We start from the raw sequence: 20,801 nt of genomic DNA, 5'->3' as shown, positions 1-20,801 counted from the left end.
AGTTTAGGGAATTGCCTCGTCGAAGTTTTGCAAGCTTGCGTCGCCGTCCGCGAACAGGTCGGTGCGCGCCCACAGGATGATGTGCTGATCGGTCTGGCTGCCCTGGCGGAACAGCAGCCAGGCGAAAATGTTGGGCGGCCAGGCGTCCCAGTCCCGGCGGGTTTGCCAGGCAAAGCTTTGCCCGCGGTAGGCGGCGAACTCCACCGGCAGCTGGTCGGCGGGGGTGATGGCCAGGGCCGGCGCCGCCTGGCCACTGGCCGCTGGGTACTCGCGCAGCGCCCAATCCAACGCGGCGCTTGGGCTGCGCCTTTGGATTGCCAGGGCGCCAGGCTGGCTGGCGCCCCAGAATGAGAGGTCATCTACACTCTCCAATAAGGGGCGCAGGTTGGCCGTGGCCGCGCCCGGCTGCCATAAATCGTGCGTCAGCGCCGCGGTTTGGCGCCCATAGCGGGCGCTGGCGGCTAGCAGGCCTAAGCAGGCGGCCAGGCTCAGCGCCCACACCAGACCCTGGCGCGCGGCGCGCGGCGACCAGCCCAAGGCCACCAACAGGCTAGCCGCCCCCGCGATCAACACCACCACCAGGGGCAGCAGCACTTGCGGATTGACCACCGGCATCAGCCGACCGGGTTCAAAATACAGCAGATAGTCCTCACCACTGGCGCGCGCCAGGGTGAAGGCAAAAAAGGGCATCAGCAGGCTGATCAGCACAAATTCGCCATAGGTCGCTCTGGGCTCCTCCTGCGGACGCCGCAGGTAACGGCTGACCTCGGCCGCCGCCAGCCAGTACAGGGGCAGCAAGACCCAGGCCAGGTGCGCCACTTGGCGGCCAGGGTGCAGCAGCGCCAGCAGCAGGGCCAGCCCGGCGAAGATCGCCGCCGGGCGTGTCCCCGGCGCCGGCTCTGCCCGCAGCAGGTGCGGCAGGCCCAGCAGCAAGGCCGGCAGCCCGTAGCCGAACAGGGCGAAGAGCATTTCGCCGATGCTCACTCCGGGCGGGTACCCGTGGCCCAGCAAGAAGGCCGCCAGGCCTTGTCCCAGGCCGGAGAGGCCTTGCGGTGCGCTGAAGAGCAGCGTCCCCCCAAGAACCAGCGTGGCGAAGAAGGCGGGTAGGGCCGCCTGCCATGGAGGGCTAGGCAGCTTGGGACGCACCAGCAGCCGGGCAGCCCCTGCGGCGGCCAGGCCCAAATATACGCCTGGCCCGGCCAGCAGGGCGGCGGCGGCCAGCGCCCCGGCGGGCACGGCCCGGCCGCGCAGCAGCAGGCTGGCTGCCCACAGGCTCGCCGCCAGGCTCAGGCTCGACCCGCCCGCCAGGCGCGCCAAGGCCACCAGGCCGGGGTCCAGCGCCAGAAACAGGCTCAGCACCAGCGCCACAGTCTGCCCCAGGGTTTTGCGCCAATAGTAGGGCAGTGCCACCAGCGCCAGGCTGGCCACGGCCGGCCAAAGGCGCGCCAGGGCGTTGCCCGTGCCCAGCAGGCGAAAGAGCAAGCTGGTCAGCAGCACATAGCCGGGCTGCGCTCCCAGGTCGGCGGGCTGGCCCTGGGCCACGGCCTTTGCCGCCAGCGCCGCGCCGGCTTCAAATTCGCTCAGTGGCGCAGAACCCAGGTGTACAAAGCGCAGCCCGGCTGCCAGCAGCAGAATCAGCAGGAAAAAGAATTGTCCCCGGCTGGGGGAGGTGGCTTTTGGCATGGATGGCTCATTATAGCCGAGCCATCCATGCCGGCTCGGATTACGGGACTTGATAGATGGTGATGCTTTCGCTCTGGAAAACGATGCGCAGGTTCTGGGCGAATTTTTCTTCGTTGACTGGGTAACTGGCGCGTTCTGTGGGGCCTACCACCACATATTGGATGTTGTAGTCTTCCAGGATCAGTTGGGCGCTGCGCCAATCCGACGTGCTATACAGCGTGCGCAGCTGGTCCATGCGCGTCCAGTCCACATTCCCGCCGCGCCATTGCCCTTCGTGGCCCGGCCAGCCCATCAGGGTGGGCTGGCCGCTGAAGGCTGAGAAGCGCGAAGTGGAACTGTCATAGCTGGCCCCCACCGCCTCGGCCAGTACGCCCAGCGGCGCCGCCTGCAGCCAGGCGATGGCCGCCTGGGTGTCGGCGGGCAGGTGGGCGGCTCCGTCCAGGCTGCCCACCGGGTTGCGCGTGATCTGCGAAAAAGAGTAGAGCGAGAACAGCAGCCCGGCCGCCAGCGCCAGCGCCATCAAGCCGGCAAAGGCCGCCCGCCAGACGCGGCGCAACTCGCTCAGCAGTACCACGGCGCCTACCGCGGCCGCCACGGCCCACAGCTGCCAGGTCTGGAAATAGAACTTGAACACAGTGTTCATGCGTGTACCGAACTGGTCACGCAAATAAATAAATTCCGGCGCGGTGACCAACAAGGCGCCCATGAAGACCATCAACAGCACGAAAGCGTGCACCGGGCTGTGCTGCGGTTCGACCTTCTTGGCTGGCGGTTTCTGGCTCAACAGGCCCAGGCACAGACCCAGCAAGGCTGCCAGAGACAGGCTGCCGCCAATCGCCGCCGCTCGGCGCTGCAGACCAGCCGCCAGAATCTCACCCAGACTGCCGCCCCCCAGCGCGGCCACGGCCTGCCCCAGAGCGCTGCCGGGCAGCAGCCCCGCGTACAACCCGGCCAGCCCCACAGACAGCAGCCATAGCCCGGCCGCCAACGCCAGCCCGTACAGCAGGCCGCGCCCCAAGCCTTGCCAGCGGGCGCCTTTCCACAGCCACAGCAGGTAGGCCAGCAACGGCAGCCACAGCCAGCCGAACATGATCCACAAATGCGCCCCGCGCGAGGGGTTGATCAGGTTGGGCAGAATGCCGCCGGCCTGTGAAGTGAAGCCCAGGTAGAAGGGCAGGTAGGCTGCCACGCCACCCACCAGCAGCACCAGGCCCAATGCCAGCAAGTCAATAAAGTGCTCCCAACGCCAGCCCTCGCGCCGTCCCTGACGCAGCAGGTAGGCCAAGCCGTATAGGGCTGCGTAGATGGGGAAGTCCCAAATATTGAGGAAGGCCAGCCCGCCCAACAGCACGATCGCAAAAGCCAGGTCCTCGGCCTGGATCTTGAACCCCAGGGCGGGCAGCGGCTGGCGGCGTGCGCCGCCGCCCAGGTACAGGTTCAGCGCCAGGCCGGTGGCCAGCAGCACAAAAGGCATCGAAAGCACATGCGGGTGCAGGTCGCCCAGCGTGAAGGAGAAGGCCGGGAACTCATCGATGACTTCCTGGTCACTGCCGCTCAGGTCGCGGTCGTTGATGATGCGCGAGGAGCGCCACCACCACCAGAAATCCGTGTCGTAGTGGCGCGGCGTCCAGGACGGCTCGCCTACTGGCGGGCTGGACAGTTCGTCCACGTCCAGCCAGGTCCAGAAGCGTGACTGCAGCGTGCCCTCAGCGCCCGGCGCCCACAAGACGTGGCGCGCGTGGGCCAGCTCCAGCAGCGCGCCGCCATTGCCCAGCAGCAGTACCAGCAGCGGCGCCAGGCCGGCCAGCCACAGCAGGCTGCGCTGCAGGCGCGGCTTGTAGACCATCAGCAGGTTGTAGGCCAGGCCATAGGCCGCCAGGGCGGTACAGGCGAAGATGCTGACAAAGCCCAGGTTGAAGGCCAGCGAGCCGCTCAGCTTCAACAGCTGGGCCAGCATCGCCACCATCAGGTAGCCGAAGTAATAATAGGAGATCGAGAACCCCGACATCCACGGGTCGTGCGGCGGCAGGGCCGGCGAGCGCAGGATGGCGTTGATGAAGGCGAGCTCCATCGGCTGCTCGGTATGGTAGATCTGCGGGCTGGCGGCGCGCACCCAGGCCATGAAAACAAAGGCCAGCAAGAACAGCGCTTCCATCGCCAGCAGCGTGCCGCGTTGGCTGCGCAGCCAGCCGCGCAGTTCGCCCGGCTGCAGGCCGCGGGCTGCCCACCAGCTCAGGCCGCCCAGCAGCAGTGTAGCGCTGAGGATGCCGGCCGGGTTGTTGGGGAGCAGCCCGTAGCTGCCCAACAGCCAGAAGAGAAAGCCCCACAGCAGCAGGCTCAGCGGGCGCAAGAAGGCGTAACCTTTGTCCGCCAGCGCGCAAAAAAAGCGGTAGCCCACCGGCAAGGCCAGCCCGCCCAACGCGGCCAGCAGCAGGTACCAGCCCAATACGCTCAGTACTTCGCTCACGGTGCGCTGCTCCGCGGGAGCACTTCGTAGATCACGGTGTCATTCAGGCGGAATACGGCCCGCCACAAGCGGCCGTCCTGCTCCTCGAACTTGAGCAGGCCATCGCCCGGGTAATAGGCCCGTTCCATCTGGCCCAGGATGATGTACTGCACTTGATACCTGTCCAATAAAGCCTGAGCAATCACCAGGTCGGTGGTGGTGTAGAACTCATCCACTTGGGCCATGCGGCCAAATACGTCGTTGCCTGGCACAAACTCGCGCTGCTGGCGCTGGTGCCAGTTCCAACCCAGTACGCTGGGCAGGCCGGTGTAGATACTGATGCGCCCGCCCCAGTGGTATTCACCGGCATAGCCTTCCACGATCACCGGCGAACCGGCTACATTCTCTTGCAGCCAGCGGATGGCGGCGTGATCCTGCGAGAGTTCCAGGCGCCGCTCCCGATCGTAATATACAGCGTGCTGCATGTAGGCCATACCGTCCAAGCCGCGCGGCGCCTCTTGCGCCATGCGGTCGACCATTTTGGCCGTGACGCCCTGGATCATGAACAGTGAACCGCACAACAGCAGCAGCGCCGCGGCGCTTTGCCAGAAGTTGCGCCAGCCCGCGCTCCACTCGGGCATATCCTCCAGCGTCCAGGCCAGCGCCAGGGCCGCGCTGCTGCCCAGCAGCACCCAGGCCTGCAGGTAGAACTTGAAGACCGTGTTCATGCGTGAGATGTCGCCCTGCAGGCGGATCACCTCGACCATCAGCGTCAGGAACAAGCCAGTGCCGACCAGAAAGAGGATCATGCGCTTGATCTCAGGCAGGTCGCGACGCAGGAACAGCAAGCCGACCCATACCAGCAGCGGCAGGACCAGCCAGGCGATGTGCACGTCCAAAATGACCAGCGTGATAAAGGCAAACAGCAGCGCGGCGAACGCGATCATCAACCAGCTTACATAGGGTTCCAGTTTGCGCAGCGCCGATAAAGGCGTGCTGGCCAGCCACTGGCGCGTCTCCCAGGCCAGCCAGGCCACGATGAAGAACAGGAAAATCCCCCAGTGGTTCAGATACGCCGCGCTGGGCGTATGCGACCCGCTCCACAGTTCCAGCGAGGCATAGCCCTGGCGGTACCAGTTCATGAAAGGCTGGTAGGCCAGCACGCTCAACGCCACCAGCGCCGCCGTTCCAGCGCCGGCCAACCACCAGGGCGCCAGCTTGCCCAGGCGCCCATAGCGCCACAGAGCATAGCCCAGCGCCAGAACACCGATCGCCAGGTAGGTCGGCAGGTCCCAGGTGTTGATCGGCCGCAGGCTGCCCAGCACCAACGCGCCCAGCAGCAGCGAGGCGGCCGCCTGCCAGGGGTTGCGCAGGCCGTCCCAGGCCTTGCTCAACACCGCTGAGGCGGCCCAGGCCAGGCTAAGCAGGGTCACTGGCAGGGCGATCATGTGGGCGTGCAGGTCCGCATAGGTGAAGGTGAACAGCGGGAACTCCGAGATCGGGCCGACTTCGCCGTTCAGCGGGCGGATGATGCGCGTGGGGGTCCAATACCAATCGCCCAGGCTGATCGGCGGCGACTGGCCGCCAATGCCCATCCACAGGCCGCGCAGCATCCAGCCGATCTGGCTGAGCAGGCCGCTATCCGGGGTGAAGGCGCCCTCGCTACCCAGGCGGGCGTAGGCGGTGAAGAACGTGCCAAAGCTGGCCAGGTTGCCCAGCAGCACCACCGCCACCGCCGCGGCAACGCCCACGGCCACCGGCGAGAGGTTGGTGCGCCGCCCGGCAGACCAGGCAGTCCACAGGTTCCAGGCCAGGCCGTAGGCGCCCAGGGCCAGCATGGCAAACAGGCTGGGTAGCACCAGGTTGTAGGCCACCGCCGGCACGATGCCCAGCAGTTTGACCAATGAACCCACCAGAACGAAGCCCCAGTAGTAATAGTTAATGTAGCCGCCGGCAAACCAAGGGTCATAGGGCGGGAAGCTGCTGCTCTTGAGCACCGCATTGAAATAGGCGAAGTCCATCGGCTTTTCGCCGCCGAAGCCGGGGTGCCACAGATCTGGGTTCATGAAGCGGGCGAAGAGCAAGAGCAGGAAGAACAACAGGAAAAGCGCTTCGACGCGCAGGAAATCGCCTTTGCGCGCTGTCCATTCCCGGCGCAACGCCTCGCGCTGGGGCCAGGCCGCCAGGCCGCCCAGCAGGAGCAGGCCGGCCGCGAAGGCGGCCAGCAACCCGCGGCTGTGTTCCAGCCCCAGCGAGCCAGCCAGCCAGCCCGCATAGCTCAGCAGCAACAGGCCGCCCAGCCGGGCGAAGACGTAGCCGCCGTCGGCCAGCCCTGGCAGTGTCCAACGCAGGATCGGGTAGGCTGCCAGCCCCAGGACGGCCAGGGCCACGTACCAGGTGACGGCCGCCAGCCAGGGCCAGCGGTTCAGGGCGCTTTCGGTATCGAACAACTCGGCCCAGGTGCCGCCGGCGCGCTGCTGTTCCAGCCGTTCGCCGCTCAGCTGCAAATCAGGCAGCAGCCGGCCCCCGGCCTGCTTGGGGGTCACATGCACCACGCTGTTCAGGTCTACCTGGCCCAAGTGTGCGGCCCATTGCTGCGGGTCATAGTCCGCCGTCTTTTGGAAGATGAACACCTTGGGATGGTCGTAGACGGTGAAGGCTTCTTCGGCAGCCTGATCGTTAATTTTCCAGTCGCCAATCCGCGGCCCGTTCTCAAAGACTTGCACCAGTTCAAAGCCGAAGGCGTTGGCGGCCGTCTCCGGCTGGGCATTCGTATAGCAGGCGTCAATGCTCTGCTCTTCGGGACAACCCAGCAGGGCGCGGTAATACGCCACCGCCAGCGGGAAGCGCTCCGGCAAGCGCGGCAGGCTGCCCCATTGACGGTTGGAGGTGATGAAAAGGTATTCGCTTTCGTCCAGAATGGTCAGGAAGCGCTGCAGTTTGACCGCGTCCTCATTCCAATAGATCTCAAAGTTGTGGTCGCCTTGGTACAGGCCGCCGTAGCCGTTGTAACCGTCCACCGGGTGCGGCTGGCCATCGTCCCAACTGGTCTCGTTGGCCACCGCCGTGCCCCAGAACTGGGCCGCGCCGGACTGCAGGCTGAGCTGCAGCCCCACGGTTTGGCCTGCCGGTAGGCTCAGCGGCTGCTCCAGGCGGATGCTTTGTTGCGTTCCCAGTGCACTGCGGCTGGTGCCCATTGGCAGGCTCAGCGTTTGTTCCAGCAGCACGCTGCCGTCTCCCTGCGAAAGGATCTGCAAAGTCGCCTGCAGCGGGGCCAGGCTCAATGGCTCGGCGGGGCCGAGCCATAGCGCCAGCCGGTCTGGCGCCTGCAGCTGGGGTCCTGACAGGTTGAGGGTCAGCTCGCTGCCCAACTCCAGGTGCACCGGCATCTCCAGCGCCTGCCGGCGCGGCAGGTCGATCAGCTGCGTGCTGTACAGCTCCACAGCCTGAACAGCCACCTGGCCCTGGCCGGCTGGCAGCTGCACGCGCAGCTGGTAGTCGGCGTTCAGGTCGGCCAGCAGTTCCAGCGGCAGCTCCACTTCCAGCAGGGTGTTCTCCCCAGGCGCCAGGCCCAGCAAGTCCACCACCTGACTGTAACGCGCCAGCAGCGCTTCGCCTTCGGGGCCGCCGCGCACTTCGATAAGTACCGGCGCCAGCACATATTTGAAGCTGATCTGGTTCAGAACGCCTTCATGCTGCGGAACAAAGACGGTATGCAGCGGCAGGTCGGGTGTATAGCTGAAATCGTAGCTGGCGGGCAGCGGCTGGTTGAGTTGCTGCCCGTCCTGCTCGTAGGTCAGGGTTAAGGGGCCGGGCAGGTTCTGGTAGATCCAGCGGCTGGCCTGCAGGCGCGAAATGTCTTGCTGGTACACCTGCGAAAAGGCAAAGGCCCAGCCGGCGCCGGCCAACAGCGCTATGGCTCCCAGACCGATGGCCGCCGGGCGGCCCCAGCTGCGCCTGCTGTCCCACAGTTGCAGCAGTCCCCAGGCGCCGAAAATGACCAGCACCGGGTAAAAGGGCAGGAAGTAGCGCATCGTCGGGTTGAAGGCGCTGGACTGCCAGGCGAAATACAGCAGGCCCCAGGCCCACAGCAGGGCCGGCGGCCTGCGCCAGTCGCCCTTGACGATCTTCCAGCCCGCCCAGGCCAAACCGCCCAGGCACACCAGGGCCAGCGCCGGCCCCAGGCCCCAGCCCACGATATTGCGCAGGCCGAACCAGATCGGGCGGCGCGCCCACTGCATCGAAGGCGGCCAGTCGGCGTCGCCATTCACTTGGCCCGCCAGGGTGTGCATCGTCTCCAACCAGTGCGGGTTCAGGCCCAGCAGGGCCGTCAGCCCAGCGCTGGCCTTGTCCAGCAGGCCCTCGGCGGCGCCTACCGCGGTACCGATGTTGGCCAGCCAACCCGCCACGCCCAAGCCCTGGAAGGCATAGGGCTGGAAAACGCGGAACGCCACAAAACTCAGCGCCCCGGCCAGAACCAGCAGGCCGAAGGCTCGCCAGCCGGCTTCTTCCTGCTCTTTGGCCGGCAGGGCCAGCACGCGCAGGGCGGCCGCCGCTGGCAGGGCCAGCGCCAGCGGCGCCAGGCTGACCTTGCAGGCCAGCGCCATGCTAAAGGCCAGGCCAAAGCCAATGAAGTCCGCGCGTTTGAACTCGCCTGCGGCGGTCGCGATCCGAACCGCAAAGTACACCGCCAGCAGGCTGAAGAAGTTGACGAAGTTATCCACCGTCCAGAAGTGCGACTGCTGGATCTGCATCACCGCCACGGCGGAAAAGGCCATGGCCAGCAAGCCCACCCGCCGGTCGAACAGGCGCGTGCTGATCAGGTAGACCAGCAGCACCACGCCCAGATCCGCCAGGGCTGAAAGCGCCCGACCGACCGTGTGCACCTGGTCATAGCCGGTCAGGCTGACTGCTTCCGCCACGTAGCGCACCAGGGTCACCGGCAAATTGCCGTAGACGAAGAAGCTGAAGCCGCGGTTGTTCGGGTTGAGCGGGGAGTTTTGCGTGTCGAAATATTGCTGGAGGTTTTCCGCCGGCTGCAGGGCCGCCACCACCTGGTTCATGAAACGCTCGTCCGGATGCAGGTGCATATTGTTGCCCCAATCCAGGCCGCTAAAACGGAAAAGCGCCGCCATCAGCAGGATCAGGATGAAGAGCACGTCGAATAGAGGACTGAAACGTTGGCGAGGTGTGGACATATCAGGGTTCAGTGGGCACAAAGAAGCTCATAAAGTCTTTGCCGGGGACACGGCTTTGATAATAGCTTAGCAGTCCATGCGGGTACAGCGATTGCAGGGCATTTAGCCCTTCCTCATCTTCTGGCTTGAGCAGGAACAACTTGGGCGCCGGGGTTTCCAGCGAGTTGTTCAGCTGGTCAGGCCAAATGCCGTAGTCGTGCCCAGGGTTACCGGCCCTCAGGGCCACCAAGCGCGTGTCCACCCAGTGCGGATAAGCCACCACCCAGGCGCTCTCCAGGTTGCCGAAGCTGCCGGCGTAGTCGGCGATCACGCCGCCCAGCTCGGAATTGTTCCAGGCGGCCTGGTCATACTGCGTTCGAAAGTCGCCGAAAAGCAGGCCGGCGTTAAGTGCCGCCAGCCCAGACAGCAGCAGCCCGCCCGCCAGGGCCGCCGGCCAGCGGCCGGCGCGGGCCCGCAGGGTGCGCAGCAAGCCGTCCAGCGCCAAGGCCGCCAGCAGGAAGGCCGGCACCCAGGCGCCGCTGGCCCGGTTCATCGCCGGGTTTTCTTCCGGAAAGGCCAGCGAGAGCATCGAGGGCAGCAACATCAGAGGCACACACAGCAGGATGAACAGATCCACCCAGGAGCGGCTTTGCCGGTAACGGTAAGCCGCCAGCAGCGCCCCCAGCAGCCACAGGGCGGCGGAGAACAGGTCGAAGGCCGGCCGGTCTTTGATGCCCACCACCCAGATGCCGCCGCCGGAGATGTTGAACATGCGCACGGCGTTCCAGAAGTTCTTGACCAGTATCAGCGCCACGGGTTCCGGATAAGCTCGCTCGCTTTCCAGCAGGCGGCTGGACATGCGGAAAGCGAAATTCGCCGGGTGTTCCACGGCATAGCGCAGCAACGGGGCGCACACCACCAGCGCCACCAGGGCCAGCAGCGCCAGGCCGATCAGGGCGCGCTGCCGCTGGGACGGCTGGCGGGTGTGCAGCCAATACAGCAGCACGCCCACCGCCACCACCAGCGGCATGATGCGAAAAGCGGAATAGCCGTTCAGCCCAATCCCCAGGAACAGGCCGCACAGCAACAGGTGGTTTAACTGGCCGCGCCGCAGGCCGTAAATGAGATGGAAGAGCACCGGCGCGGCAAACGCCGGGTAGAGCGCAAAGCGCAGACCCACCCGCGGCAGCAAATTGGGCCAGAAGCCCAGCCCGGCCAGCAGCAGGGCGAACAAGCCAAGCCAGCGACCGCCCAGTTCCTTGCCCAATAAGTACATGTAGGCCAGGCTGGCAAAGCTGAGCAGGGTCGTGCTCAGCTTGAGGGTGGTGAAGCTCAGCCCGGTGCCGAACAGCTTGGCCACCGCGGCCGCCAGGTAGAACTGCAGCGGCTCGCGCCCGGTGTTGCGCTCAAAGAAGATCGGGTACTCGCCCTCCAGGATGGTTTGCACATCCAGCAGCTTCTCCGCCTGGTCGCTGATCATCTCGCCGGGCAGGCTGCCCAGCTGCGAGAAACGCGCAAAAGCGATGGCGGCCAGGGCTACCAGCAGCACCAATGCCCAGGGGGTGATGCGCACGGTCCACTCGCCGCGCCTCAGCCTCTGCTTCCAGGCTTCCCAGGTTGCCCGCGGGCTGTCCTCGAATTGCCAGAAGGCGTACAGCACCAGCCCCAGGCTGGCCAGCCAGCTGATCAACGTGATCAGCTGGAATTGGTTGCCGCCGGAGAATAGGAAAGTCAGCACGAACAGCGCCAAGCCAGCGATCAGCGGCCGGCGCTGGTAGCGCAGCACTTTGCGCTGCGCGGTGGCGCCGGCGAGTTTGGCCTGCTGCCACTCGCCGCTGCGCAGCGCGGCCAGGGCCAGCCCCGCCCCGGCCAGGGCGGACAGCACGCCGGCTGGCCAGTTGCCTGCCGGCGGCGCCCATAGGGCCTGGGCCAACAGGAACAGCGCCACGGCCAGAGCGCTTTTCCAGGGCCATCGGCCCAGGGTCAGTGCTGGGCGGCGCGTTGCGGCCGCCCGAGCCGGACGCCGCACCGCGGACCGGCGGGCGGCCTTGGACGGCGCCACGCCACTGGGGATCTCCATCGGCTGGCCGGCCAATAAGGCTTTTAGATAATCGAGTAGGCTGGGTTCTCGCATAGATCCTTGGGCTTGCCTGCCCCAAGGATGATTGTATCGTAGGCGGCTTGGGCCGCCATCCGCCGGGGGTGGGCTATTTACGCCGGGCCACGTACCAGGTGTACGTACCGGCTTCGTCCGCCTGGGCCACCGCGTGGCGGCGGATGGCCGCTTCCGTCAGCGCCAGGTTCCAGCGCCCCGGCGCCAGCACCCAGCGGCCAGTCAGCAGACGCAGCAGCCAACTGGGCAAGCCCCAGTAGTGGCCGCGCTCCAGCGCCCCCAGGGCCGCCGGCGGAAAATAATGCCAGTAGCGCTCCATGGCGAAGCCCGCCGTCTGCAGGCGTTGCTGCCATTCCTCCGGCGAGAGCATGTTGACGTGCCGGGAGATGCGCGTGAACAGGCGCACATAGGCGGCTGCCAGCCCTCTCAGCCCCAGGCGCGCCAGCCAGCCGGAGAGCCACAGCTTGTGCGGCCAGCGCTGGTTGGGTACGCAGAACAGGAACAGGCTGCCCGGCGCCAGCACCCGGGCGGTTTCGTTCAGCACCGGCTGCAGGTCGGGAATGTGCTCCAGCACGGAGTTGCTCAGCGCCGAGCGGAAATGCCCGCTGGGAAAGGGCAGCCGGGCGCCCACGCTCTGCGCCAGCAGGTGATAAGAGCGGTAGCCTTTGGCTTCGTGCAGCGAGGCCAAAGCCGGGTCTATGCCCACGTCCAGGGTCTGCTCAAAGACTTGATGGGCGAACAAGCCGTCGCCGCAGCCCAGGTCCAGCACCGGCGCGCTCAAGACAAAATCGTCGTAGAACTCAGCCTCTACCGCCCGCAACAAGGCCCGGAAATAGGGCAGTTCACCCATCATCGGCAGCAGGAAGCGGCTGGGCGCCTTAGGGCTTGGCGCGCTCACAGTAACTCCTTGCCGTGCAGCTCTTGGTAAATCTCGCTGAACAAGGCTTCATGCCGTTCGGCACAGGCCGCCGGGCTGAACTCAACCCGCAGCTGCGCGCCTTGGGCCGCGCTGGGCTGCCGGCCGTCCAGCACCGCGAGCATGTTCTCCGCCAGGGCCGCCGCGTCGCCCACCGGGCTCACCCGGCCCATGCCGGTCAGCCGCACGGGCTGGCGCACGCCCGGCAGGTTGCTGGCCACCACCGGCTTGCCGTTCATCATAGCTTCCACCTGCACGAAGCCAAAGGTTTCGGTGGAGTTGGTGCTGGGCACCACCAGCAGGTCAATGTTGGGGTAAAAGGCGGCCATCTCTGGCAGGCTCAGCGTGCCCAGGAACGTCCAGCGCCCTGCGCGTTGCAGGGCTTCGATGCGCGGCCGCAGGCTCTGCCAGTAGGCCTCTTCGCCCAGCACATCCGTGTGCTGGCCGGCAAACCACACCATCGCCTCGGGATACTTGGCGAACACTGCTGGCAGCGCATCCAGCAGCAGTTCCACACCTTTCTCGGCTGCCAGGCGGGTAGCCATGGCGATCACCGGGCGTTTGCCCTGCGGGTTGTGCGCCGCGGCCATAGCGGCCACTTTGGCCGGCTGGGCCGCGGGCAGCTCCACCGCCGGCGGGATGATGCGCACTTTGCGCGCAAAGCGCCGCAGCAGCGGCGAGTGGCTGGCGAAGTCTTGCGTATAAGACGAGATTTTGTGCGTGAACAAGCCCGCCAAGCTGTTCATCAGCCCCACCACCGCGCCCACCAGCCAGTTGAACAGCCCGGGGGGCAGGGTCAGGTCCGAGTGATAAATGAAGACGGTCGGCTTCTTCCACAGGCGGCCGCGTAAGGCCAGGCCGGCCGCGTCGAACTGCGGCAGGTGCAGCAGCAGCACATCGTGCTTTCGGATCTCTTCGCTGGCGATGCGTCCGAAGCTGGGCATGATCACGCCCTTGCTGACTCGCAGGGCCACCGGCACCCGCCGGATGCGCAAGCCGTCGCTTTGCTCTTCCAGCGGCAGGCCGGGCTCAAACTGCGAGGTCAGCACGGTCAGTTGGTGGCCGCGGGCTGCCAGCGCCTTGGCCAGCCGCTCGGCGTAAATCGTCAGCCCGCTGGTGTGCGGGCGGTAATAGGTCAGAACGGTGAGGATGCGCACAACGTATCTTAGCGAAAAAGCGCCCGGTGGGCTTCCACCCAGTCCACCAGTTCGGCCGCGCCTTGTTCCACGCCCATCTTGGGCTGCCAGCCTAGCGCCTGCTTGGCCTTGCGGATGTCGCTGATGTACACCGCCTGGTCGCCGGGGCGCACCGGGCCGTACTCCACCGGGATCTTGCGGCCCAGCTGCTTCTCCAGCAGCGGGCCGCACTCGGCCCAAATGGAGAGCGTGTGCTGCGGCCCGCCGCCCATATTGAAGATCTGCCCGGCCACCTGCTGGCCTTGGGCGATGGCCGCGTCATAGGCGGCGATCAGGTCGCTGACGTGCAGCATGTCGCGCACCTGCTTGCCGTCCCCGTAAATGGTGATGGCTTTGCCCAGCACCGCTGCGATCACGAACCAGGCCAGCCAGCCCTGGTCCTCCACGCCGAACTGGCGCTGGCCGTAAATGCAGCTCTGGCGGAAGACCACGCTGGGGATGCCGTAAATGCGGGCATAGTCGCGCACGTACTGTTCGGCGGTGCCTTTGGAGCAGCCGTAGGGCGAATGAAAGTCCAGCGACTGGCTTTCCGGCAGGCCGTGCGGCAGGCGCGCGTAGCGGTAGCGCGTCTTTTCTTCCACCAGGCGGTGTTCGCTCATCTCGCCGTAGACCTTGTTGGTCGAGGCGTAGAGGATGAAGGGCTTGTGCCCGGCGGCGCGCACGGCTTCCAATAAATTGAAGGTGCCCAGGGCGTTGATGTCGAAGTCGCTGCGCGGGTCGGTCACCGAGCTGGTCACGGCCACCTGGCCGGCCAGATGCACGATCACATCGGCGTCGCCCACCGCATCTTGCAGGGCGCCGCTGTCGCGCACGTCGCCCACGATCAACTCGAAGCTGTCCGCACCGTGTTTTTCGCGCAGCCAGTTCAGGTTCTTTTCAGCCCCGGTACGGGAGAGGTTGTCGAACAGGGTCAGCTGGGCGCCGCGGCCCAGCAAATGGTCGGCGTAGTTGCTGCCGATGAAACCGGCCCCTCCGGTGATCAGGATCTTGTCTGCCATGTGCTTATTTTGCCCCAGAACGGTTGAGCAGTTGAGTATATACCTCTCCCAGGGATTGGCCCTGCTGCCAGAAGCCGTAAATCCCCAGCAGGCCGGTGACCACCACGTAGATCACATGCGATACCAGCGCATAGGCCAGCGCCGTGGCCGGGTCTGCGCCGAACAGGCTCAGCGCGGCCACCATGGCCGCCTCCAGCACGCCGACATAGGCGGGCGAGGAGGGCAGTGCCACGCCTACCGAGACAATGCCGATGCTGAACGCAGCCCACAACCAGGTGGCTTGCGGGAAGAAGTTGAGCATCAGCAGGTAATACCAGCCTATGTTTAATACCCAGGTCAGCAGCATCAAGGCGGCCACTTTAAAGAAACGGGCCGGGCTGCGCAGGGCTGCAATGCCCTCCAGAAACTGCTGCAGCTTGTCGCTCAGCCAGGCTTGCAGCCGCGGCCAGCGGCCGGTCAGTTGGCCCAGCACCCGCGTGACCAGCTCGGGCTTGGCCGCCATCAGAAATAAGGCGATGAAGCCGACCAACACCAGCCCGCCGGCGACCCAGGCCGCCGTGTAGGCACCTTCGGCGCCCACCACCAGCGGCAGGGTCGCCATCAACAGCCCGGCGGCAATCCCCAGATCAAAGACGCGCTCCACCACAATGCTGGAGAGCACCTGCCAGAAGGGCAGCCCGATCCGGTTGCCCAACAGCAGCGCCCGGCCTAGCTCCCCCAGCCGGAACGGCAGCACATTGTTGAGCAAATAGCCCTGGTTGAGCGCCAGAAAACTGTCTTTGAAGTTGGCGCGTTCTTGCAAGATGGTGCGCCAGGCCAGCGAGCGCGTGACCAACGTGCCAACAAAACACAACAGCACGGGCGGCAGAATGCTGAGGCGCACCGCAGACAGGGCCTGGCCCAGTTCTTCCAGATCGACAAAATACACCAGGGCAGCCACCGCCAGCGCCGTGACCAACAGGCCCGGCAGCATGCGCCATAAAGGGCTGGGTTGCTTGCTCTGCTCGGCCTTAGTCATCGTTCAAGCGCAGTACAGCCAGGAAGGCCTCCTGCGGGATCTCCACACTGCCCACCATCTTCATGCGCTTCTTGCCCTTCTTTTGCTTCTCAAGCAGTTTGCGCTTGCGCGTTACGTCACCGCCGTAGCACTTGGCCAGCACGTCCTTGCGCATCGCCTTCACGTTGGCGCGTGAGATCACCCGGCCTTGGGATACAGCCTGGATCGGCACCACGAACAGTTGGCGGGGGATCAGATCTTTCAGCTTGCTGATCACCGCCTGGCCTTTGCTGAAGGCATGGTCCTTGTGCACGATGGTGGTGAAGGCGTCGATGGGTTCCTGGTTCACATGGATTTCCAGCTTCACCAGGGTGTCGGCGCGGTATTCCTTCAGCTGGTAGTCCAGCGAGGCGTAGCCACGCGTGGCGGATTTAAGTTGGTCAAAGAAGTCTACGATGATCTCGGCCAGTGGGATATCGAAATACAGCTGCACGCGCTCCGGGCCGGGGTATTCCTCGCGCAGGTAAACGCCGCGGCGTTTGGTGATCAGCTCCATCACCGGTCCGTAATAGCTGGTCGGCGTGAAGATCTGGATCTCCATCCACGGCTCACGCACTTCGGCGATCTCGCCTTCGTCTGGCAGTTCCGCCGGTGAGTCCACCCGCAGCGTGTTGCCGTTCTTCAGCAATACTTCGTAGGCCACCGAAGGGGCTGTGACGATGATATCCAGGTCGTATTCGCGTTCCAGACGCTCCTGCACGATTTCCATATGGAACATGCCCAGGAACCCGCAGCGAAAGCCGAAGTTGAGCGCTTGCGAGATCTCCGGCTCGTAGACCAGCGAAGCGTCGTTAAGCTGCAGTTTCTCCAACGCATCTTTCAGTTCGGGGTAGTCGTCACCCTCCACCGGGTAGATGCCGGCATACACCATCGGCTTGACTTGGCGGTAGCCCGGCAGGGCTTGCGCGGCCGGGTGGGATTTGTAAGTGAACGTATCGCCCACCCGGCACTCCGAGACGGTCTTCAGGCCGGTGGCCACGTAGCCCACCTGCCCGGTCTCCAGCGCCTTGCGCGGCACCAGCGTGGGCGAGAAGGTGCCCAACTCGATCGGGCGCAGCTCGGCGCCGGTCGCCATCAGCTTTAGCGTGTCCAGCCCCTGCAGGCTGCCATCCATTACGCGCACATAAGCGATCACGCCTTTGTAAGCGTCGTAGTGCGAATCAAAGATCATCGCCCGCAGCGGGGCGTTGGGGTCGCCTTTGGGCGGCGGCACGCGCTGCACCACCGCTTCCAGCACGGCTTCGACATGGATGCCAGACTTGGCCGAGATGCGCAGAATATCGTCCGGGTCGCTGCCGATCAACTGGCTGATCTCCTCCGCCACCCGGTCCGGGTTGGCGGCCGGCATGTCGATCTTGTTGATCACCGGGATGATCTCCAGGTCGGCCTCCAGCGCCAGGTACAGGTTGGCCAGCGTTTGGGCTTGCACGCCCTGGCTGGCATCCACCACCAGCAGGGCGCCTTCGCAGGCCGCCAGCGCCCGGCTGACTTCGTAGCCAAAGTCCACATGGCCGGGGGTATCGATCAGGTTCAGGGTGTAGGTCTTGCCATCCTGGGCCTTGTACTGCATGTGCACGGCCGAGGCTTTGATCGTCACGCCCTTTTCGCGCTCCAGGTCCATGCTGTCCAGCACCTGAGCGGTCATGTCCCGCGCCGAGATGGTGTCGGTCAACTGCAACAAACGGTCAGCCAGCGTGGATTTGCCGTGATCGATGTGGGCGATGATGCAAAAATTGCGGATTTGCTGCATAGCAGGCCAGTATAACTGAGAGGACTGACCTTTGGCTGCGCCGAAAAAGTGGTCCGCCTGGAGATTTGCCGAATTTGGGATGTGTGGGCAAAATTAGCTACTCCCCCCTGAGGCATGTATTTAATTAATGAATGACTTAGCCTATGCGCTAACCCTGTTGATTGCCGCCGCGGTATGCCTTGTGGTTGCACGCTTGGCTTGGACACGTGGGGATTACCGGGGCAGCCGCCCCCTGGCGGTGCTCATGCTGGCTCTGGCCTGGTGGTCGGCCTCCTACGGCATCTTTTGGCTGCCGGTCGAGCCGGAAGGCTATTTCTGGTTGGATATGACCTACCTGGGCGTGGCCCTGGTGCCCACCACTCTGCTGGTCTTCACCATGCAGTTCACCGGCCGCGCCAGCGAGATTACCCAGCGTCTGAAGACCTTGCTGGCCATCCAGCCGATCGCCATGGTGCTGATGCTCTGGACCGACCCCTGGCACGGCCTGTTCTTTGGAGAGCGCCTGCCCGGGCAGGGCGCCATTCTGACCGGAGGCATCCTGTTCTACGGTCATGTGGCCTACAACTATGCTCTGGTGCTGTTTTGCTGTGTGCTGTTCGTCAATGCCTATGCCCGCGCCAAAGGCATTTACAAACAGCAGATCCTGGCCATTTTGGTCGGCATCTCGATTCCCTTTGTAGCCAACGCCGCCAGCCTTTCCGGCTTCCAGCCCTTCCCGGATTTGGATATGACGCCCTTGGCCTTTACCGCCACGGGCCTGGTCCTGGCTTTCGCTTTGTTTGAATTGGGGCTGCTGGATATTCTGCCGGTGGCGCGTGACGCGGTAGTGGAGCAAATGGCAGACGGCGTGCTGGTCTTCGACCTGCGCAACCGCCTGGTGGATATGAACCCGGCCGCCAAAACCCTGCTCGCCTTGCAAGGCGACAAGCAGATTGGCGAGGAAGCCGCCAATCTGCTCAAAAGCTGGCCCCAACTGGTTGAACATTTGGGCCCTTCATTAACTGCCGAAATGCATCTGCGTATCACGTCCTCGCCAAAACGCACCTTTGATGTGCGCTTGCTGCCCTTGCGCAACCAGGTCACTGAGCTCAGCGGGCGCATGGTGGTGGTGCGAGAGATCAGCAAGCGCGTCCGCGCCGAAAAAGCCATGGACCGCGCCAACCGCGGCATGAAAAAGAAACTGGCTGAGATCGAGGAACTCCAGATTCAGCTGCGCGAGCAAGCTATTCGGGATGCTCTGACGGGCTTGTTCAATCGTCGTTATCTGGAAGAATCGCTGCCGCGTGAACTGGCCAAAGTGCGCCGCAGCAAAGAGCCGCTCAGTGTGGCCATGCTGGACATCGACCATTTCAAGAACTTCAATGACCGCTACGGGCACGCCTTGGGCGATGAGATGTTGCGCCATCTGGCTAGGACTATGCTTTCACACATCCGTGAGGGCGATATCGTCTGCCGCTACGGCGGTGAGGAATTTGTGATCGTGCTGCCCGGCGCCAGCCAGAAAATCGCCATGCAGCGAATTGACGAATGCCGCCAGCTGTTCAAGAACTCCGTCTTGGAGCATGAGGATCTGGCGCTGTATTCCACCTTCTCGGCCGGCGTGGCCACCTTCCCCATGGATGGGGAAGAAACCCAGCAGTTGCTCCGCCAGGCAGACCTGGCTTTGTACTACGCCAAACACAATGGACGTGACCAAGTGGCCGGCGCAGCGATTTTGCAGCTCTAGCGGGCTGCCCTAGCGGGCTTCTGCGTCTCCGGCCGTAAACAGTGGGGCGATCAGCGCCTCCGGGCTGTGGCCGGCAGGCTGGCTGCAGTCCGCCCAAAGCAGGAATTCCTGGTTGCCCTTGGGTCCCAGGATTGGCGAGCGCATCAGCCCGCGCAGCTGATAGCCGTCATTCGATACGAACTCCAACACCTCGTTCAGCACGCGCTGGTGCACTTCCGCATCGCGGATCACGCCTTTGCCGCGCGCCACTTCCTGCTTGCCCGCTTCGAACTGTGGTTTGATCAGCGCCACCAACTGCCCGTCGAGCGCCAGCCAGCTGCGCACCACGGGCAGGATCACCTTGAGCGAGATGAACGAGACATCCACCACGATCAGGTCAACCTGTTCTGGCAGACGCTCCAGGTGGCGGGCGTTGGTGGCCTCCATCACGATGATGCGCGGGTCCAGCCGCAGGCGCCAGTGCAGTTGGCCTTTGCCCACGTCAATGGCGTAGATGCGCGCCGCCCCAGTCTGCAGCAGGCAGTCGCTGAAGCCGCCGGTGGAGGCGCCCACATCGGCGCACGACCAGCCCTTGGGGGCAATCTCAAACTGGGCCAGCGCCGCCTCCAGCTTCTCGCCGCCGCGTGAAACGTATTTGGGCCCATGGTCTACTTCCAGCTGGCTGTCGCTGGCCAGCTGGCTGGACGGCTTCGCCACCACCTGCCCGTTGGCGCGCACCTGCCCGGCCATCACCAGGCGCTGGGCCTGGCTGCGGCTGTCGGCCAGGCCGCGGGCCACCAGCAGTTCATCGGCGCGTTGCTTGCTCATCCCGGCGATTGTAGCATCGCGAGCCTGAGGAACGCGGATGCCAAAATAATGTATGATTCAAGCCATGTTCATCGCCCTGCTCAAGAACATGCGCCCCAAGCAGTGGGCCAAAAATGCGCTTTTGCTGGCCGGCCTGGTCTTCGACCGCCAGCTGACCTATCTGCCTGCGCTGGAACGCGCCTTGCTCGGCGTGCTGCTCTTCAGCCTGCTGAGCAGCAGCATCTACCTGATCAACGACGTGGTCGACCGCGAGGCCGACCGCAAACACCCGACCAAGAAGCACCGCCCCATCGCCTCCGGCGCCCTGCCGGCGTCAGTGGCTGTGGCCGCCGCTGCCTTGTTCATGCTGCTGGCCCTCGGCTTGGGCTTTTGGCTCTCGCCCCTCTTCGCGTTGATCTGCGTGCTGTATGTCCTGCTTAACTTCGCCTATTCGTTCTGGCTTAAGCACATCCCCGTGATTGATGTGCTGGTGCTGGCCAGCTTCTATGTGCTGCGCGTGGCCGCCGGCGTGTCCGTGATCGATGTGCAGCGCTTCTCCCCCTGGATCTATGTCTTCACCATTTTCCTGGCCCTGTTCCTGGGGATCGGCAAACGCCGGGCGGAATTGTTGCAAAGCCGGGAGGGCGGCCCCACGCGTAAAGTGCTGAAAGGCTATACCCACACTTTTCTGGAACAGCTTTTGCTGGTAGTGCTCTGCCTGTCGATCATCACCTACAGTCTGTATACCTTCCTGGCCCCCAACGTGCCGGAGAACCACGCCATGATGCTCACCATCCCCTTCGTGATCTATGGCTTCTTCCGCTATTTGTACCTGGTGCAGGTCAAGCAGGTCGGCGAGGCCCCCGAAGAAATTCTGTTCAATGACCGCCCCCTGCAAATCGATTTGCTGTTGTGGGCCGCTACGATCCTGTTGATTTTCTACATCTATTAGC

12 protein-coding genes are annotated in these 20,801 nt (G+C 64.6%); 2 read left to right on the top strand and 10 right to left on the bottom strand.

Annotated elements, in window-relative coordinates; translation table 11 throughout:
- Positions 1-3: 3 nt before the first annotated feature.
- The 9 genes from KF885_01670 to lepA all read right to left on the bottom strand — a co-directional run bounded on the left by KF885_01670 (position 4) and on the right by lepA (position 17,336).
- Positions 4-1,683, bottom strand: a complete 1,680-nt coding sequence (locus tag KF885_01670) for a hypothetical protein (GenBank protein ID MBX3047863.1) — start codon at positions 1,681-1,683, stop codon at positions 4-6.
- Positions 1,684-1,723: 40 nt separating this feature from the next.
- Entirely contained in the window at positions 1,724-4,150 is a 2,427-nt protein-coding gene (locus KF885_01665; GenBank protein MBX3047862.1) for a hypothetical protein, read from the bottom strand.
- The gene (locus KF885_01660) at positions 4,147-9,327 is read right to left on the bottom strand and encodes a glycosyltransferase family 39 protein (GenBank protein MBX3047861.1); all 5,181 of its coding nucleotides are present in this window, start codon (positions 9,325-9,327) and stop codon (positions 4,147-4,149) included. Before KF885_01660 ends, KF885_01665 begins: the two co-directional genes overlap by 4 nt.
- A 1-nt stretch (position 9,328) precedes the next feature.
- A complete protein-coding gene (locus KF885_01655) occupies positions 9,329-11,440 on the bottom strand; it encodes a glycosyltransferase family 39 protein (GenBank protein ID MBX3047860.1) in 2,112 nt (703 codons plus the stop codon).
- A gap of 73 nt (positions 11,441-11,513) precedes the next feature.
- Positions 11,514-12,317, bottom strand: coding sequence for a class I SAM-dependent methyltransferase (locus KF885_01650; protein MBX3047859.1), 804 nt, complete (start codon positions 12,315-12,317; stop codon positions 11,514-11,516).
- Entirely contained in the window at positions 12,314-13,492 is a 1,179-nt protein-coding gene (locus KF885_01645; GenBank protein MBX3047858.1) for a glycosyltransferase family 4 protein, read from the bottom strand. The genes KF885_01650 and KF885_01645 overlap by 4 nt, the downstream gene beginning before the upstream one ends.
- 8 nt (positions 13,493-13,500) lie before the next feature.
- Positions 13,501-14,529 (bottom strand): SDR family NAD(P)-dependent oxidoreductase, encoded by a 1,029-nt coding sequence (locus KF885_01640; protein ID MBX3047857.1) that lies wholly within the window; start codon positions 14,527-14,529, stop codon positions 13,501-13,503.
- Positions 14,530-14,533: 4 nt separating this feature from the next.
- A complete protein-coding gene (locus KF885_01635; protein MBX3047856.1) occupies positions 14,534-15,547 on the bottom strand; it encodes a flippase-like domain-containing protein in 1,014 nt (337 codons plus the stop codon).
- Entirely contained in the window at positions 15,540-17,336 is a 1,797-nt protein-coding gene (lepA, locus tag KF885_01630) for a translation elongation factor 4 (protein MBX3047855.1), read from the bottom strand. The genes KF885_01635 and lepA overlap by 8 nt, the downstream gene beginning before the upstream one ends.
- A 127-nt stretch (positions 17,337-17,463) precedes the next feature.
- On the opposite strand from lepA, the gene KF885_01625 reads away from it, so the two are divergent.
- Positions 17,464-19,062 (top strand): diguanylate cyclase, encoded by a 1,599-nt coding sequence (locus tag KF885_01625; protein ID MBX3047854.1) that lies wholly within the window; start codon positions 17,464-17,466, stop codon positions 19,060-19,062.
- Between the two features lie 9 nt (positions 19,063-19,071).
- Here KF885_01625 and KF885_01620 read toward each other — a convergent pair whose 3' ends face one another.
- Entirely contained in the window at positions 19,072-19,869 is a 798-nt protein-coding gene (locus tag KF885_01620; GenBank protein ID MBX3047853.1) for a TlyA family RNA methyltransferase, read from the bottom strand.
- A gap of 64 nt (positions 19,870-19,933) precedes the next feature.
- Here KF885_01620 and KF885_01615 point away from each other — a divergent pair, with 64 nt between their 5' ends.
- Positions 19,934-20,800: a decaprenyl-phosphate phosphoribosyltransferase gene (locus KF885_01615; protein ID MBX3047852.1), complete on the top strand. Its 867-nt coding sequence runs from the start codon at positions 19,934-19,936 to the stop codon at positions 20,798-20,800.
- Position 20,801 lies beyond the last annotated feature (1 nt).

It is taken from the genome of Anaerolineales bacterium (assembly GCA_019637805.1).
Classification (GTDB): Bacteria; Chloroflexota; Anaerolineae; order Anaerolineales; family UBA11579; genus JAMCZK01.
The sequence above is the reverse complement of the archived record's forward strand: the minus strand, read 5'-3'. Positions and strand labels throughout refer to the sequence as shown.

What these genes read in the sequence shown, in the direction of transcription:
- KF885_01670 (MBX3047863.1), bottom strand. Translation starts at nt 1,683, where the DNA reads ATGCCAAAAGCCACCTCCCCCAGCCGGGGACAATTCTTTTTCCTGCTG.
- KF885_01660 (MBX3047861.1), bottom strand. Translation starts at nt 9,327, where the DNA reads ATGTCCACACCTCGCCAACGTTTCAGTCCTCTATTCGACGTGCTCTTC.
- KF885_01655 (MBX3047860.1), bottom strand. Translation starts at nt 11,440, where the DNA reads ATGCGAGAACCCAGCCTACTCGATTATCTAAAAGCCTTATTGGCCGGC.
- KF885_01640 (MBX3047857.1), bottom strand. Translation starts at nt 14,529, where the DNA reads ATGGCAGACAAGATCCTGATCACCGGAGGGGCCGGTTTCATCGGCAGC.
- KF885_01635 (MBX3047856.1), bottom strand. Translation starts at nt 15,547, where the DNA reads ATGACTAAGGCCGAGCAGAGCAAGCAACCCAGCCCTTTATGGCGCATG.
- lepA (MBX3047855.1), bottom strand. Translation starts at nt 17,336, where the DNA reads ATGCAGCAAATCCGCAATTTTTGCATCATCGCCCACATCGATCACGGC.
- KF885_01625 (MBX3047854.1), top strand. Translation starts at nt 17,464, where the DNA reads ATGAATGACTTAGCCTATGCGCTAACCCTGTTGATTGCCGCCGCGGTA.
- KF885_01620 (MBX3047853.1), bottom strand. Translation starts at nt 19,869, where the DNA reads ATGAGCAAGCAACGCGCCGATGAACTGCTGGTGGCCCGCGGCCTGGCC.
- KF885_01615 (MBX3047852.1), top strand. Translation starts at nt 19,934, where the DNA reads ATGTTCATCGCCCTGCTCAAGAACATGCGCCCCAAGCAGTGGGCCAAA.